General features: G+C 62.4%; 13 protein-coding genes. 5 read left to right on the forward strand and 8 right to left on the reverse strand.

The window, feature by feature from the left end; genetic code table 11:
- Positions 1 to 4: 4 nt before the first annotated feature.
- From QF039_RS26280 to QF039_RS26300, 5 genes are all read right to left on the reverse strand, one after another.
- On the reverse strand, positions 5 to 1,237 hold the full coding sequence (locus QF039_RS26280; RefSeq protein ID WP_307523036.1) for an ABC transporter permease: 1,233 nt from the start codon (positions 1,235 to 1,237) through the stop codon (positions 5 to 7).
- A gap of 173 nt (positions 1,238 to 1,410) precedes the next feature.
- Positions 1,411 to 2,451: an ABC transporter substrate-binding protein gene (locus tag QF039_RS26285; protein ID WP_010167251.1), complete on the reverse strand. Its 1,041-nt coding sequence runs from the start codon at positions 2,449 to 2,451 to the stop codon at positions 1,411 to 1,413.
- Positions 2,452 to 2,494: 43 nt separating this feature from the next.
- Positions 2,495 to 3,607: an ABC transporter ATP-binding protein gene (locus QF039_RS26290; RefSeq protein ID WP_307521427.1), complete on the reverse strand. Its 1,113-nt coding sequence runs from the start codon at positions 3,605 to 3,607 to the stop codon at positions 2,495 to 2,497.
- 226 nt (positions 3,608 to 3,833) lie between these two features.
- Positions 3,834 to 4,463 (reverse strand): response regulator transcription factor, encoded by a 630-nt coding sequence (locus QF039_RS26295; protein ID WP_003210977.1) that lies wholly within the window; start codon positions 4,461 to 4,463, stop codon positions 3,834 to 3,836.
- Between the two features lie 25 nt (positions 4,464 to 4,488).
- Positions 4,489 to 6,876 (reverse strand): PAS domain S-box protein, encoded by a 2,388-nt coding sequence (locus QF039_RS26300; protein ID WP_307521429.1) that lies wholly within the window; start codon positions 6,874 to 6,876, stop codon positions 4,489 to 4,491.
- Between the two features lie 77 nt (positions 6,877 to 6,953).
- Here QF039_RS26300 and QF039_RS26305 point away from each other — a divergent pair, with 77 nt between their 5' ends.
- Entirely contained in the window at positions 6,954 to 7,928 is a 975-nt protein-coding gene (locus tag QF039_RS26305) for an alpha/beta hydrolase family protein (RefSeq protein ID WP_307521430.1), read from the forward strand.
- Between the two features lie 180 nt (positions 7,929 to 8,108).
- On the opposite strand, the gene QF039_RS26310 is transcribed toward QF039_RS26305, so the two are convergent.
- From QF039_RS26310 to QF039_RS26320, 3 genes are read right to left on the reverse strand one after another with little or no spacing between them, the layout of a single operon-like run.
- The gene (locus QF039_RS26310; protein ID WP_003210983.1) at positions 8,109 to 8,876 is read right to left on the reverse strand and encodes a TerB family tellurite resistance protein; all 768 of its coding nucleotides are present in this window, start codon (positions 8,874 to 8,876) and stop codon (positions 8,109 to 8,111) included.
- Between the two features lies 1 nt (position 8,877).
- A complete protein-coding gene (gene murU, locus QF039_RS26315) occupies positions 8,878 to 9,552 on the reverse strand; it encodes an N-acetylmuramate alpha-1-phosphate uridylyltransferase MurU (protein ID WP_003210984.1) in 675 nt (224 codons plus the stop codon).
- Complete coding sequence (locus QF039_RS26320; protein ID WP_008434428.1) at positions 9,549 to 10,568, reverse strand: aminoglycoside phosphotransferase family protein; 1,020 nt, start codon at positions 10,566 to 10,568, stop codon at positions 9,549 to 9,551. Before QF039_RS26320 ends, murU begins: the two co-directional genes overlap by 4 nt.
- A 130-nt stretch (positions 10,569 to 10,698) precedes the next feature.
- Here QF039_RS26320 and QF039_RS26325 point away from each other — a divergent pair, with 130 nt between their 5' ends.
- From QF039_RS26325 to rsmA, 4 genes are read left to right on the forward strand one after another with little or no spacing between them, the layout of a single operon-like run.
- Positions 10,699 to 13,509: an LPS-assembly protein LptD gene (locus QF039_RS26325; protein ID WP_087694723.1), complete on the forward strand. Its 2,811-nt coding sequence runs from the start codon at positions 10,699 to 10,701 to the stop codon at positions 13,507 to 13,509.
- Positions 13,490 to 14,827: a peptidylprolyl isomerase gene (locus QF039_RS26330; protein WP_003210991.1), complete on the forward strand. Its 1,338-nt coding sequence runs from the start codon at positions 13,490 to 13,492 to the stop codon at positions 14,825 to 14,827. Before QF039_RS26325 ends, QF039_RS26330 begins: the two co-directional genes overlap by 20 nt.
- Positions 14,824 to 15,813, forward strand: coding sequence for a 4-hydroxythreonine-4-phosphate dehydrogenase PdxA (gene pdxA / locus QF039_RS26335; RefSeq protein ID WP_307521436.1), 990 nt, complete (start codon positions 14,824 to 14,826; stop codon positions 15,811 to 15,813). The genes QF039_RS26330 and pdxA overlap by 4 nt, the downstream gene beginning before the upstream one ends.
- The gene (gene rsmA, locus QF039_RS26340) at positions 15,810 to 16,622 is read left to right on the forward strand and encodes a 16S rRNA (adenine(1518)-N(6)/adenine(1519)-N(6))-dimethyltransferase RsmA (protein ID WP_003210994.1); all 813 of its coding nucleotides are present in this window, start codon (positions 15,810 to 15,812) and stop codon (positions 16,620 to 16,622) included. The genes pdxA and rsmA overlap by 4 nt, the downstream gene beginning before the upstream one ends.
- The last annotated feature ends 88 nt before the right edge of the window (positions 16,623 to 16,710 follow it).

Raw genomic sequence — 16,710 nt, forward strand, 5'->3', positions numbered from 1 at the left:
CTCCTTAGCTCAGGCGCAGGCGGCTGGCGCCCACCAGCCAGTTGTAGATCAGGTACAGCACCACGGTGGCCAGCAGCAACAAGCCGCCCAAGGCCGTGGCCATGCCCCAGTTGATGCTGGTGTTGGTGTAGAAGGCCACGAAGTAGCTGACCATCTGGTCGTTCGGGCTGCCCAGCAAGGCCGGGGTGATGTAGTAGCCGATCGCCAAAATGAACACCAACAAGCAGCCGGCACCAACGCCTGCGTAGGTCTGCGGGAAGTACACGCGCCAGAAGCTGGCGAATGGGTGGCAGCCCAGGGAGATTGCCGCCCGCATGTAGGTGGGCGAGATGCCTTTCATCACGCTGTAGATCGGCAAGATCATGAAGGGCAGCAGGATGTGCACCATGGAGATGTAGACCCCCAGCCGGTTGAACACCAACTCGACGGGTTTATCGATCAGCCCCATGCCCATCAGCGCGCTGTTGATCAAGCCGCCGGACTGCAGCAACACGATCCAGGCCGCCACGCGCACCAGCACCGAGGTCCAGAACGGCAGCAGCACCAGGATCATCAGCAAATTGCTTTGCCGCGCCGGCAAGTTGGCCAGCAGGTAAGCCAACGGATAGGCCAGCAGCAGGCAGCACACGGTGATGACCAGGCCCATCCAGAACGTACGGGCGAAGATATCGAGGTAGATCGCCTGGTCCGGGGTGGCCGGGGCGATTTCGCCGAGGTCGTCGATGCGGTGATCGACGGCGGCCAGCAAGTAGTATGGCGTGAGGCTGCTGGTGTTGCGCCGGATCGCCTGCCAGTACGCCGGGTCGCCCCAGCGTTCGTCGAGGTTTTCCAGCGCTTCTTTATAGGAGGCAGGCGCTTCGGTGAACGGCATTGCCCGCGCGGTTTTTGTCAGCAGGCTGCGATAGCCCGCCAGCTCCATGTTCAAGCGTTTGGAGAGGTCGCCCAGGGTCGAGTTTTTCCGGGCTTCGCCCAGGTCCTCGCTGATGGCCTGGTACACCGGCTCGCCGGGCAGGCCACGACCGTCCCAGGCCGTCACCGCCACCACCGTGCGCGGCAGGCCGCCCACCACTTCCGGGTTGCCGACGCTTTTGTAGAGCAGCGCCACAATCGGTACCAGGAACACCAGCAGCAAAAACACCACCAATGGCGCGATCAGGGCCTGGGCCTTCCAGCGGTTGAGCCGCTCGGCACGCGCCAGGCGCTGTTTCAGGGTGGGGCTGGGAATGGCGAGGGCCATGGCGAACTCCGGGTTCTTAAACATGAATGCAAAACGTGGGTGTGGCGCTTGTCCTGTGGCGAGGGAGCTTGCTCCCGCTGGGGCGCGAAGCGGCCCCCAAAGATGGGACTGCTGCGCAGTCCAGCGGGAGCAAGCTCCCTCGCCACAAGGTGGGTGTCACATCAGCGACCGAGTTACTTGGCCGCCCACGCGTTAAAGCGCTGCTCCAATTGCTCACCGTTATCCGCCCAGAAGCTCACGTCGATCTGCACCTGGTTGGCGATGTTTTCCGGGGTAGTCGGCATATCCTTCAGGATGTCCTTCGCCAGCAACGGTACTGCCTGGGTGTTGGCCGGGCCGTAGGCGATGTTTTCCGAATAGGTCTTCTGCTGCTGCGGCTGCACCGAGAAGGCGATGAACTTCTTCGCCGCGTCAGCACGGTCCTTGGCCAGGCCTTTTGGAATGGCCCAGGCGTCGAAATCGTAGATCCCGCCGTTCCACACCACTTTCAAATTGCTTTCTTTCTGCACGGCAGCGATCCGGCCGTTGTAGGCAGAACTCATCACCACGTCGCCAGAAGCGAGGTACTGCGGCGGTTGGGCGCCCGCTTCCCACCACTGGATATACGGCTTGAGCTCATCGAGCTTCTTGAACGCACGGTCCTGGCCATCTTTGCCGGCCAGCACCTTGTACACATCCTTCGGCGCCACACCGTCAGCCATCAAGGCGAATTCCAGGGTGTACTTGGCGCCCTTGCGCAGGCCGCGTTTGCCCGGGAATTTCTTGGTGTCCCAGAAATCGGCCCAGCCGCCTGGCGGTGCTTTCAGTTTGTCGGCGTTGTAGGCCAGCACCGTGGACCACACGAAGAAACCCACGCCGCACGGCTGGATCGCGCCCTTCACGTAGTCGCCCGGGTTGCCGAACAGTTTCGGGTCCAGGGGCTCGAACATGTCTTCGTCACAGCCACGGGACAGTTCCGGCGACTCCACTTCCACCAGGTCCCAGGACACGCTCTTGGTGTCGACCATGGCCTTGACCTTGGCCATTTCACCGTTGTATTCGCCGGCGACGATCTTGCCGTTGCCCGCGCTTTCCCACGGTGCATAGAAGGCCTTGACCTGCGCCGCCTTGTTCGCGCCACCAAAGGACACCACCGTCAAATCAGGGCCTGCCATGGCCTGTGTCGCGCCCATCAAGCTCAGAGCCAGGGCGGAATATTTCAGGGATCTCAACATTGTTGTTCTCTCCACGTGCGAGGTTGGTGAAGCAAGGGGGCGATCAATTCGCCTCTAGAAGTGGGTCGAGTGCGCGAACGTGCTCGACTTGCCAGCCAATCGGTACCACGTCGCCGACCGCCAGGGCTGTGTCCAGCTCGGCGATCGGTTGTTTCACAAAAAAATCGGTCTTGCCGCAGACTTCCAGGCGCACCCGCACGTGGTCGCCCAGGTAGACGAACTCGGCCACGCGCCCGGAGAATCGGTTGACGCAGCTTTCACTGGAGCCATTCAGGCTGACGCGCTCGGGGCGCACCGACAGGGTCACCGGGCCGCCGACCTGGCCGACGTTCACCGCCAGCGCCTCGACCTTTTCGCCGCGCGCCAGTTCGACCACGCAGCGGTCGCCGGTGTGGCTGTGCAGGCGGCCATTGAGGCGGTTGTTCTCGCCGATGAAGTTGGCGACGAAGGTGTTTTTCGGTTCTTCGTACAAGGTGCGCGGGGCAGCGATCTGCTGGATCTCGCCCTGGTGGAACACCGCCACCCGGTCGGACATGGTCAGTGCTTCGCCCTGGTCGTGGGTCACGTACACCACCGTCACGCCGAGGCGCTGGTGCAGGTGCTTGATCTCCATCTGCATGTGTTCGCGCAGTTGCTTGTCGAGGGCGCCGAGGGGTTCGTCCATCAGCACCAGCTGTGGCTCGAACACCAGCGCCCGGGCCAGGGCCACCCGCTGCTGCTGGCCACCGGAGAGTTGCGCCGGGTAGCGCTGGGCGAAGGCATCGAGCTGGACCATGCTCAGTACACGCTTGACCCGCTCGCTGATGTCGGTCTTGCTCAGGCCGCGTACAGAGAGCGGAAACGCCAGGTTCTCGGAGACGGTCATGTGCGGGAACAGCGCGTAGTTCTGGAACACCATGCCGATGTCGCGCTTGTGGGGCGGCACATTGTTGATGGAGCGGCCGGCCAGCTGGATCTCGCCGGCGGTGGGGGTTTCGAAACCGGCGAGCATCATCAGGCTGGTGGTCTTGCCCGACCCGGACGGCCCGAGCAGGGTCAGGAACTCGCCCTTGCGAATCTCCAGGTTGAGGTCTTTGACGATCAGGTTCTCGCCGTCGTAGCTCTTCTGCACGCCACGAAAGCTGACCAGCACATCATTTGAATCCACCTCGCTCATACCCGCACCTTTTTGTTTTGGACTGCCGTGGAACAAGCGTAGTCCCAGGGCAAGGCCGCGCAAATCGGGGGCCCGGAGAGATTGGCATCAGCAGGATGGAAGGTTTGGGGTAGGGATTGCCCTACACGGATGGCGGGGATAGAACAGAGCAGTTACAAACCCCACGCTACAAGCAGCAAGACCGGGCAGCGCGACGCTCGGCAGGTAGTCGCAAACAGGTATGCCGCTATAGGAGTTTGTGCTCCATGGCGTACTTCACCAGTTCCGCCAGGGAGGTGATATTGAGCTTTTGCATCAGGCGCGCCTTGTGGGTACTGATGGTTTTGCTGCTCAACGCCAACTGCTGGGCGATGTCGTTGACGTTGGCGCCCTGGGCCAGGCGCTCGAATACCGAGAACTCGCGCTCCGACAACAACGAGTGCAATGGGCGGGAATCGGTGAGGCCGACTTCGAAGACCATGCGGTCTGCCAGGTCCGGGTCGATGTACCGCCCGCCCGCCGCGACCTTGCGGATCGCGGTCAGCAGCAGCGCCGGGTCGCTGTCCTTGGTGGCGTAGCCGGCGGCACCGACCTTCAGCGCACGGGCGGCCATTTGCGCTTCGTCGTGCATCGACAGCACCAGGATCGCCGGGGGATTGTTCAGCGCACGGATCCGCGGGATGGCTTCCAGGCCGTTGACGCCAGGCATCGAGATGTCCAGCAACACCACCTCGCAGGGGACGTGGCGCAGGGTCTCCAGCAACTGCTCGCCATTGCTCGCCTCGCCCACCACCAGCAGGTCCTTGGCCAGTCCGATCAGTTGCTTGATGCCTTCGCGAACGATGGTGTGGTCTTCAGCTACCAGTACACGGATCACTGTGGATGTCCTCTTCTTTTGGTTATCAATCCAGCGGCACCGTCACACTCAGGGTGGTGCCTTCGCCCAATGCGCTGTCCAGGCTCAACTGCCCGCCCATGATCAGCACCCGCTCGCGCATGCCCACCAGGCCAAACGATACCGGGCGCCCGGGGGCCTGGACGAAACCTGCGCCGTCGTCGCTGATGGTCAGGCGCAGGTGCGCGCCCTCCACCACCAGCGTCAGCTCGACAGTATGCGCCTGGGCATGGCGCATCACATTGGTCAGTGCCTCCTGCAGGATGCGGAACAGGCCGATGGCCTTGGCGTCGCTCAGCGCCGGCAGATTATCCGGCACCTGCACCAGGCACGGAATCTGCGTGCGGGCCTCGAAACGCCGGGCCTGCCATTCGATTGCCGAGGCAATCCCGGCGTCGAGAATCGGCGGGCGCAGGGCAGTAGCCACGTCGCGTACCAGTTGGAACAGTTGGGCGATCAGGCGCTTCATGCTGTTCAGCCGCTCGTGCAGGCCAGGATCCAGTTGGGCGTAGGTCAGCTCGCACATCGAGGTTTCCAGCTTGAGCACGGTGAGCATCTGTCCCAACTCGTCGTGCACTTCCCGGGCGATGCGGGCCTTCTCTTCCTCGCGCACGGTTTCCAGGTGGGCCGACAATTCCCGCAATTGCGCGCGGGAGGCATCCAGCTCCAGCTCGATGCGTTTGCTCTCGCTGATGTCCCAGACAATTCCGTCCCAGACCACGGCGCCGTCTTCCAGGCGTCGGGTCACGGCCTTGATATCGGCCCAGCGCTGCTCGCCCAGGCGAGTCAGGATGCGGCCCTGCCAGGCCCAGTTGCTCTCGGTCTCGATGGCCTGGTCCTGGGTGCGGTGATAACTGGCGCGGTCGTCGGGATGCACCAGGCTGCGAATGCCCATGGCCGGATGGCTGAGCACTTCCGGCGCGTAACCCACCAGGCCCTCGCTGCCCTGGCTGATGTAGGCGAACTCGATCGCCTCGCTGCGCGGCAAGCGCTCCAGGCGAAACACCAGCCCCGGCACATTGGCGGCGATCCCTTGCAGCCGCGCCTCACTTTCCTGCAAGGCCGCGAGGGCCCGGCGACGCTCGGTGACATCGTTGAGGTAGACCACCAGGTATTCGCCGTCGGCAAAGCGCAGGAAACTCAGGGACACATCGGCTGGCAATACGCTGCCATCGGCGCGCAGGCAATTGGTGGCAAAACTCTGCGGCCCGTCTTCGCTGGCCCGGGCGCGCTTCCACAGGTTGAGCCAGCGGTCCATAGTCAGCGTCGGGTCGAATTCGATCAGCGGGCGTTCGATCAGGGCGCCGGGGGCGTAGCCGAGCATGGTTTCCGCCGCCTGATTGGCGTAGCGCACATGGCTGTCCCAATTGACCCAGAGGATACCGACGGTGCTTTGGTCGATGGAGAACTGGGTCAGGCGCAAGGCTTCGGCACCCGCGGCGCGGGCGGCGCTTTCTTCGCGGGCGGCCAGCAGATTACGCTCCAGGCCGCGTTGCTGGCGGCGCTGCCAGAACACCACGGCCAGGCTGGCGAGCAATAGCAGGCCCAGCAGCAACGTGAGGTTTTGCCAGAAGCCGGGGGACTCGGTCACCCGTGGGTATTTGGGCTGCAGCCAGCGGCTGTGCAACTGGTCCAGATCACGAGCGGGAATCGCGCGCAAGCCGCTTTGCATGATATCGGCCAGCTCGGGCCAGTCGCGCCGCGTGGCCACCCGCAGCAATTGCGGCAGGCCGATATCGCCGACCACGGCAAGGCCGGCGAACTCGGTTTCGCCCGACAACCGGCTCAATTGCGCCTCATCCACCACCGCATACCGCGCCTGCTGGCTCACCAGCAATTGCAGGGCCTGGCGCTCCATGGGCACGCCTTGCAGGTTGAGGCTCGGGTAGGTGCTGCGCAGGTAATCCGCCACTGCGCTGGGCATGCGCACGGCGACGCGGGATTGATCGTCGAGTTTCTCCAGGTCGACTGCGGTGCTGCCATCACGAACCCCGACAATGTGCTGGGGCACCCGCATATACGGATCGGAGAACAACCACAGGCGCAGGCCGGCCGGGGTTTGCAGCAGGCCGGGGGCGAGGTCGACCTCGCCGTCACGCACCGCCGCCTCCAGTTGCTCCTGATTGGGAAAGTTGCGCCAGGTCAGTTCGATATTCAGCGCCTTGGCCAACCACTGCATCAATTCGACATTGGCCCCGGACAGCCGCTGCAAGCGCCGATCGTATTGGGCATAAGGCGCCTGTAACACCAGCCCGACCCGCAGGTCGGGATGCTGTTCGAGCCATTCGCGCTGGCCGGCATCGAGCTGCGCCTGATGAGTGGCAGGCGCAGGCACGGCGCCCGCGATCAAGGGAAAGCATATACAGCCGATAACCAGCAGGTAGCGAAAACCCATGATCCACGTCTCATATCACTGACAAATACTGACCAACCCATTAGGCTGCCGGAATCACTTCTGGCCGGAAATCAACGATGCCACTTTCCTACCGCTCGGCACTGCCAGCATTGTGCCTGTCGCTGCTGTTTACCAGCGCCTTTTGTGTCGAGGCCGCCGACACTCCCGCTCCCGCCCCGGAAAAACCGGTGGTGCGCCAGCCCTTGCCGGAGCGCAGCCAGGAAGAAGCCAACGCCCTGGAACGACAAATCCCGCAGCAGGAACAACAACAGTTGCAGGCGGGCAGCGATTCTTTCCTGGCTTTGTGGAAGCCGGCCAACAGCGGTGAGCCTGAAGGCGTGGTGATTATCGTCCCGGGCAACGGCGAAAGTGCTGACTGGCCTCAAGCAATCGCGCCGTTGCGCAAGAAATTGCCGGACGCCTCCTGGGGCACCCTGAGCTTGTCGCTGCCGGACCTGACCCTGGACACCTTGCCACCCCGCGTCATCGAATCGCCCAAGGCGACCGTGGAGACCAGCAGCAAAGACGCCAGCACCGTCGCCAAACCCGTGGAGCAAGCCGCCAGCGCCGAAGCGGAAGGCACTGACCCGGCCGTGGTTCCCGGCACCGATGAACAAGACAAGACCGACACCACGCGAATCTTCGCGCGCATTGACGCCGCCCTCGCCTTCGCCCAGACCCAGAATGCCCGCAGCGTCGTATTGCTCGGCCACGGCACCGGCGCCTGGTGGGCCGCGCGTTACCTGAGTGAAAAACAACCGGCGCAGGTGCAGAAATTTGTCATGGTGGCCGGGCAGACCCCGGCGGGCCGTGCCCCGGACCTGCAACAACTGGCACCGAAACTGAAGCTGGCCACGGCAGACTTTTTCTACCAGGACAACGCCCAGGCACGCAAAGCGGCCCAGGAACGTTCCCAGGCCAGCAAGCGTTTGAAGAATGACAGCTACAAGCAGGTGTCGTTGAAGGCCCTCCCCGATAACAGCCAGGCAGGGCAAGAGCAGCTGTACCGGCGGATTCGCGGGTGGCTGAGCCCGCAAAATCCCGGAGACTGATCGTAAATCTCAAAAACACTGGAGAACAAAATGTGGGAGCGGGCTTGCTCGCGAATGCGGTGAGTCAGTCACTGCATCTGTTACTGATCCACCGCATTCGCGAGCAAGTCGAATCGTCGCACCGCCACTCCCACAGTTGATCCGGTTTACGCCATAAAAAAGCAGCGCCTGATAATTCTGTTAGCGAAAGTCTCGCCTTTCGCGAATCAGCGCGTAGGCGTTGTGCAGCTCGCGGGTACGTTCGGTCGCCTCCCGCACCTGGGCTGGACTGGCGCCACTGCCGGCAATCTTGTCCGGGTGGTGCCGGCTCAGCAGGCGCCGGTAAGCGCGCTTGATCACCGCGGGCTCCGTCGTCGACGTCACCCCCAGAATCCGCAACGCCTCCTGATAAGCCCCGCCACGATTGGCCAACGGCTTGCGCTCCGGCTCATAGTCAGCCGCCAGCGCCTGGATCTGCTGGACCGTCCAACCGAGCCACTTGCCCCATTGTTCAATCAACTCGCGCTCGGCCGTACTGGCCTTGCCGTCCGCCCAGGCCATGCGCCAACAGGCACGCAGCACACCTTCCGCCGCATGGGGCTGGGCCTTGAGCACGCCCAGGTAACTGCGTACCCGGTCCGAGCCGGACTTGCCACGATTGAACGCGGCAATCGCACGGCGCTGGGCCGGCTCGGCCATGTCCAGCGAGCGCATTTCCTGGCGCGCCTGCTGGATATGCCCGTCCACCACCCGGCCGTTGCTCTTGGCCAGGCGACCGAGCAACACGAACAGCAACTCGTCATTGCGCAACGCCGGCCGGCCGCCAAGGCGCTCGCGTAACTGGGCCCAACTTTGCAGTTCCAGGCGCCGGTCCAGCGCCTGGCCCAGCAGCGCGCCCAACATGGCCCCCGGAATGCTGGCAATGGCAAAGCCCGCCCCGGCTCCAATCAGAGTCCCTGGCCACAACATCCTAGTGCCCCGCTGTCAGCAGGGTTTCGACTTGCGCCAGGCGCTCCAGCGTCCCGACATCGATCCAGCGTCCGTTCATGTGTTCCCCCGTCACCAACCCTTTCGCCATGGCGTCACGCAACAGCGGCGCCAGCTTGAAGGCACCCGCACTGCAACCCGCGAACAGCTGGGGGTGGAGTACGGAAATGCCACTGAAGGTCAGGTTATCGGCACCGGCGGCGGCATCATGAAGCGCGCCGTCCTTCAGGTAGAAATCACCACCGGACGGATGGTGCGGCGGGTTGTCGACCATCACCAGGTGGGCCAGCCCATCCAGTGGCTGGTGGAGGCTGGCGAAGTCGTAGTCGGTCCAGATGTCGCCATTGACCACCAGGAACGGTTCGTCCCCCAGCAGCGGCAAGGCCTTGAAGATCCCGCCGCCGGTCTCCAGCGGCTCGCCTTCGGCCGAGTACTGGATGCGTACGCCGTACTGCGAGCCATCGCCCAGATAGCCTTCGATCTGCTGGCCGAGCCACGCATGGTTGATGACAATATCGGTGAAGCCCGCTTTCGCCAGCGCCTCGAGGTGGTACTCGATCAGGCGCTTGCCGCCGGCCTGGATCAGCGGCTTGGGCGTGTGCAAGGTCAGCGGGCGCATCCGCTCACCTTTGCCGGCGGCCAGGATCATGGCCTTCATACCACCGCCTCGACGCGCAGGCTCGCCAGCAATTCACCCAGTTCGCTCAACTCTGGTCGGTCCGCGAGCACCGCCTCTATATAAGCGAAGAAGCGCGGCACGTCCGCCAGGTAGCGCGGCTTGCCATCGCGGTGGCAGATGCGCGCAAAGATGCCGATCACCTTGAGGTGACGCTGCACGCCCATCAGGTCGCTGGCCCGCAGGAACTCCTCGAAGTCCGCCTGCACCGGGATACCCAGCGCGCCGGCGCGTTGCCAGTAACCGCGCTGCCATTCCCGCACGCGGGCCTGCGGCCAACTGAGGAAGGCGTCCTTGAACAGGCACGTGATGTCGTAGGTCACCGGGCCGTAGACCGCGTCCTGGAAGTCCAGCACGCCGGGATTCGGCTCGCTGATCATCAGGTTGCGCGGCATATAGTCGCGATGCACCAGGACCTTGGGCTGGGCCAGGGCGCTGTCGATCAGGTGTTCGCTGACGCGTTGCCACAGGCCAAGCTGCCGGGCGTCGAACTCGATGCCCAGCTCCCGGCGAACGTACCATTCAGGAAACAATTCCAGCTCCCGACGCAACAGCGCGACGTCATAACTGGGCAATGGGGCTTCCATCGGCAATTGCTGGAAAGCCAGCAATGCGTCTATGGCATCGGCGAACAATTGATCGGCATTTTCAGCCGTAATCACGTCCAGATAGGTTTTTTTCCCCAGGTCGTTCAGCAAAAGAAAGCCGCGAAGCAGATCTTGCGCATAAATTTTCGGAACATTTATTCCCGATTGACCGAGTAAATGAGCGATATCGACGAAAGGTTTGCAGTTTTCCTGGGGGGGTGGAGCGTCCATCACGACAAAACTGCGACCTCCTCCCTCCCACCGGAAGTAACGCCTGAAACTCGCGTCACTGCTGGCCGCAGTCAACGTGGCCGGGGGTACGACACCCCAGCCCTGGGTGGTAAAGAGGCCTGGCAATTGCTCATCAAGCCAGACTTTCAGCTGTTGCAAACGTAGATCTTGGTCGGGCATTACAAGGGTCTCCGACGGCGCTAGCCGTCAAGCGGGTCATGCTTTATTATCACGCATCTTTTTCAGACCATCGAGAGGCGTGCGGCCCACACCGCGGGCAGATGGCACGCAGGAAGCCCGGACTAATAAGATGGCATTGAAATCCCCCGCGTTTCGTAGAAAATTTCCGTTGCTGGTAACCGGCAGTCTGCTGGCCATGCAACCTTTCGCCACCTCATTCGTGGTCGCCGCGGAACAGTATGACTGCTCAGTCTCTGCTTCGGGTGCCTGGGATTGCGCGCCGAAAACGGCCGCAGCCCCGCTGCCACCGCGCCCGGTGCATGACGGCAGTGCCGTCAGCTCTGCCAGTGGCACGCCGCAAGGCGAGTCCGGCGGCGCCGCCGAGGCCGTGCCGCAGACCGCTCTGGTCACCGAAGCCAAGGGCCGCGGCCTGCGTTCGCGCAGCGCCGACTACAGCCACCTGGACTGGGTCCCTCGCGAGAAGCTCACCGCCGCACAACTGGCCGAAACCGGCCCGTACTGCTCCGGCGCGTACATCGAGCCGATCCGTCCTGGCATGAACGACAAGACGAACAAGAGCGACGCGCCGACCTTCATCGGCGCCAAGGTCTCTCGTTACGAGCAGGAACAACAAGTTGCTTCCCTGGCCGGTGACGTCGTCATGCGCCAGGGCAGCATGCAGGTCGAGGCCGACGAGGCCAACCTGTACCAGGCCGAGAACCGTGGCGAGCTGAACGGCAACGTCCGTCTGCGCGACAACGGTGCCCTGCTGGTGGGCGACCACGCTGAAGTCCAACTGGACACCGGCGCCGCCAAGGTCGACAACGCCGAATACGTGATGCACAAATCGCGCATCCGCGGTAACGCCCTGTACGCCAAGCGTGCCGAAAACGCGATCATCCGTCTCAAGGACGGTACGTACACCACCTGCGAGCCGAACAGCAACGCCTGGCAGCTCAAGGGCAACAACATCACGCTCAACCCGGCCACCGGTTTCGGTACCGCGACCAACGTGACGTTGCGGGTCAAGGACATTCCGATCCTTTACACCCCGTATATCTATTTCCCGATCGACAACCGTCGTCAATCCGGCTTCCTGCCGCCGAGCTTCAGCACCGGTGGCGAGACTGGCTTCACGCTGGTTACGCCGTACTACTTCAACCTGGCGCCAAACTACGACGCCACGTTGTACCCGCAATACATGACCAAGCGCGGCCTGTTGATGGAAGGCGAATTCCGCTACCTCACCAAGTCCAGCGAAGGCCAGTTCGGCGGCGCGTACCTGAACGACGACAGCAGCGAGCGTAAAGGCCAGACCGACTACGAAAAAGATCGCTACATGATCAACTGGCAGCACAAGGGCGGGCTGGACTCGCGTGTACTGACCCAGGTCGACTACACCAACATCAGCGACCCTTATTACTTCCAGGATCTGAAGTCCTATCAGGAAGGGATCAAGAGCCAGGACTACGTGAACCAGCAAGGTTCGGTGACCTACCGCGGTGATACCTTCCAGGCGAAGCTGAACCTGCAGGCGTACCAGCTGGCAACGATCTCCCAGATCACGCCGTATGACCGCTTGCCACAGATCACCTTCAACGGCACGCTGCCGTACCATCCAGGCGGGGTGAACTTCACCTACGAGACCGAAGCCGTACGCTTTGATCGGGACTTGGAGAACGGAAGCTTCACGGATGAAAACGGGCTCGTATCGCCGCGGCTCGACACCTACGTAACCGGCCTGACCCGTGCAAACGGTACTCGCCTGAACGTTGCGCCGGCAGTCGACTACCCGATGAACTGGACCTACGGTTTTATTACGCCAAAGTTGAAGTACGTCTATACCAAGTACGATCTTGATTTGGACAGCATCGGCAAGAACCAGATTATCGCAGCGCAAGCCGCGTCAACTGCAGCCAACCCTTATGCTGGCGGCACCTTCAAAAGCTCGCAAGACCGTGCAATTCCGATTGCCAGCATCGACAGCGGCCTGTACTTCGACCGCAACACCAACTTGTTCGGCAAAGACTACCGTCAAACTCTGGAGCCTCGTGCGTACTACCTGTATGTACCGAACAAGGACCAGGGCGATATCCCGGTATTCGACAGCGGTGAGTACTCGTTCAGCTACGCGTCGCTGTTCCGTGACAACCGCTTCAGCGGTACTGACCGCATCGGCGACGAGAACAAACTGTCCCTGGGCGTGACCAGCCGCTGGATCGAAGAAAACGGCTTCGAACGCCAACGCGTCAGCATCGGCGAGGCCGTGTACTTCAAGAACCGCGAAGTTCAACTGCCGGGCATCCTGGCCGCGGACCGTGCGGACGCACAGTCTGATGTTTCGCCAATCGCCCTGGACTACGAGTTCCGCTTCAACCGTGACTGGCGCGCCACTGCCGATTACAACTGGGACCCGGAAAGCCACAGCCCACGTTCCGGCAGCGCGATGTTCCACTATCAGCCGGAAGACAACCCGAACAAGGTTATCAACGTCGGCTACCGCTATCGCAACGACCAGGTGGTGTACAACCAGCTGACCGGCAAATGGCAGTTTGGTGGCGACTACGGGCAGCCAGGCGACCCGAACTTCGTGAAGGATTACTACAAAATCCAGCAACACGACTTCTCGATGATGTGGCCGATCGTTCCGCAGTGGAACCTGATCACCCGCTGGCAGTATGACTATGCCCGCAACCGTACCCTGGAGGCCTTCGGTGGTTTCGAGTACGACAACTGCTGCTGGAAACTGCGCGTCATCAACCGTTACTGGGTTTCCAACGACGAATACAGCCAGATCGCCCCGCTGAACGAAAAGGGTGACCACGGGCTCTTCTTCCAAGTTGTCCTCAAAGGACTCGGCGGCCTGACCGGCGCCAAGGTAGAGAGCTTCCTCGACAAAGGCATTGAAGGTTATCGTGAACGTGAAGACCAAGCTTTCTGATTGTCTGCGCCCGCTGATGCTGGGCGCGCTGTTCCTGGGTACCGCCGCAGCTCACGCTGCGGTTCAACCGCTGGACAAGGTAGTGGCCATCGTCGATAACGACGTGATCATGCAGAGCCAACTGGACCAACGGGTCAAGGAAGTTCAGCAAACCATCGCCAAGCGTGGCGGCGGCGTACCACCGACCAGCGTGCTGGACCAGCAGGTGCTTGAACGCCTGATCGTTGAAAACCTGCAACTGCAGATCGGCGATCGCTCCGGTATCCGTATCAGCGACGAAGAATTGAACCAGGCTGTCGGCACCATCGCCCAGCGCAACAACATGAGTGTTGATCAGTTCCGCGCAGCCCTGGCTCACGACGGCCTGTCCTATGAGGACGCCCGTGACCAGATTCGCCGGGAAATGATCATCAGCCGTGTACGTCAGCGTCGCGTGGCCGAACGGATTCAGGTGTCCGAGCAGGAAGTGAAGAACTTCCTCGCCTCCGACCTTGGCAAGATGCAGCTTTCCGAAGAACTGCACCTGGCCAACATCCTGGTGCCTACGCCAGACAGCGCCAACGCTGAACAGCTCAATGCTGCCGCAGCGAAAACCCAGGCTATCTATGACCGTCTCAAGCAAGGTGCCGACTTTGCCCAGATGGCAATTGCCCAGTCCGGCAGCGACAACGCCCTCGAAGGCGGTGACATGGGCTGGCGTAAAGCCGCGCAACTGCCACCACCGTTCGACCGCGAGCTGAGTGCCATGGAAGTCGGTGGCATCACCCAGCCTGCCCGTACGCCTGGCGGTTTCATCATCCTCAAGTTGCTCGGCAAGCGCGGTGGCGAAGAAGCCCAGATGAAGGACGAAGTTCACGTTCGTCACATCCTGGTCAAGCCAAGCGAGATCCGTACCGAAGCCCAAACCAAGGAACTGGCCCAAAAGCTCTATGACCGCATCGAAGCGGGCGAAGACTTCGGCGAACTGGCGAAGAGCTATTCCGAAGACCCGGGTTCGGCGCTTAACGGCGGCGATCTGAACTGGATCGATCCGAAGGCACTGGTTCCAGAGTTCCAGGACGTCATGGCCAAGACCCCGCAAGGCGTTCTGTCCAAGCCGTTCAAGACCCAATACGGCTGGCATGTGCTGGAAGTCCTTGGCCGTCGCGCCACTGACAACACCACCCAGGCCCGCGAGCAGCAAGCCCTGACCGTACTGCGTAACCGCAAATACGACGAAGAGCTGCAAACCTGGTTGCGTCAGATCCGTGACGAAGCCTACGTAGAGAACAAGCTTCCTGGTGCCGACCAAACAGGCACCGACCAGGCAGCCCAGTGACACCCAAGCGTTTCGCACTGACACCCGGCGAGCCGGCCGGCATTGGTCCTGACCTGTGCCTGCTGCTCGCCTCGCACCCCCAGCCACACCCCCTGATTGCCATTACCAGCCGCGACCTGCTCATTGAGCGGGCCGCGCATCTGGGTGTGGTTGTCGATCTGCTGCCGGTGGGCCCGGGCAACTGGCCTGATCTGCCGGCACCGGCCAACAGCCTGTACGTATGGGATACCCCGCTGGCGACCAAGGTCGTGGCCGGGCAACTGGACAAGGCCAACGCTGCCTTCGTCCTGGAAACCCTGACCCGTGCCGGCCAGGGCTGCATCGACGGGGATTTTGCCGGGATGATCACCGCCCCGGTACACAAGGGCGTGATCAACGAATCAGGCATCGCCTTTTCCGGGCATACCGAATTCCTCGCTGAGCTGACCCATACCGAACAAGTGGTGATGATGCTGGCAACGGGCGACCTGCGGGTGGCGCTGGTGACCACTCACCTGCCCCTGCGCGAGATTGCCGACGCCATTACCCCCGAGCGACTGGAGCGTGTGACACGCATCCTGCACGCCGACCTGCAACAGAAATTCGGCATCGCCCAACCACGCATCCTGGTCTGTGGGCTCAACCCCCACGCCGGTGAAGGTGGCCATCTGGGCCATGAAGAAATCGACATCATCGAACCAACCCTGGAGCGTCTGCGCCTTGAAGGCATGGACCTGCGCGGCCCATTGCCTGCCGACACTCTGTTTACCCCCAAATATCTGGAGCACTGCGACGCAGTGCTGGCGATGTACCATGACCAGGGCCTGCCCGTGCTGAAGTACAAAGGCTTCGGCGCCGCGGTCAACGTGACACTGGGCCTGCCGATCATCCGCACCTCCGTCGACCATGGCACCGCCCTGGACCTCGCAGGCAGCGGCAAGATCGATACCGGCAGCCTGCACGTGGCCCTGGAAACCGCCTATCAGATGGCCGAGACCCGTATATGACCGAGCATTACCAACACCGGGCGCGCAAGCGTTTCGGGCAAAACTTCCTGCACGACGCTGGCGTGATCGATCGCATCCTGCGTTCCATCCATGCCAAGCCCGAAGACCGCCTGCTGGAAATCGGCCCGGGCCAGGGCGCCCTGACCCAAGGCCTGCTGAAAAGCGGCGGCCAGCTGGACGTGGTTGAGTTGGACAAGGACCTGATCCCGATCCTCAACCAGCAGTTCGCCGGCATGCCCAATTTCAACCTGCACCAGGGCGACGCGCTGAAGTTCGACTTCACCAGCCTCAATGCAGCGCCCAACAGCCTGCGGGTGGTCGGCAACCTGCCGTACAACATCTCCACCCCGCTGATTTTTCACCTGCTGAACAACGCCGGCATCATCCGCGACATGCACTTCATGCTGCAAAAGGAAGTGGTCGAGCGCCTGGCAGCGGGTCCTGGAGGCGGTGACTGGGGTCGCCTGTCGATCATGGTTCAATACCATTGCCGCGTAGAGCACCTGTTCAACGTCGGCCCGGGCGCGTTCAACCCACCGCCGAAGGTCGACTCCGCCATCGTGCGCCTGGTGCCTCACGCGGTGTTGCCACACCCGGCCAAAGATCACAAGTTGCTGGAGCGCGTGGTGCGCGAAGCCTTCAACCAGCGCCGCAAGACCTTGCGCAATACGCTGAAGGCCTTGCTCAGCAACGCTGAAATCGAGGCCGCCGGAGTCGACGGCAGCCTGCGCCCCGAGCAGCTGGACCTGGCCGCCTTCGTGCGCCTGGCTGACCAGCTCGCCATTCAGCCTGCGCCAGTGGCTGAATAAATAGTAGGCGCCGGCTTGCCGGCGATGGCGCACTCACGATCGCCATCGCTGGCAAGCCAGCGCCTACGGGCCTAGACTGACCGGCATC

Source organism: Pseudomonas sp. W2I6, assembly GCF_030815935.1.
Lineage (GTDB): Bacteria > Pseudomonadota > Gammaproteobacteria > Pseudomonadales > Pseudomonadaceae > Aquipseudomonas.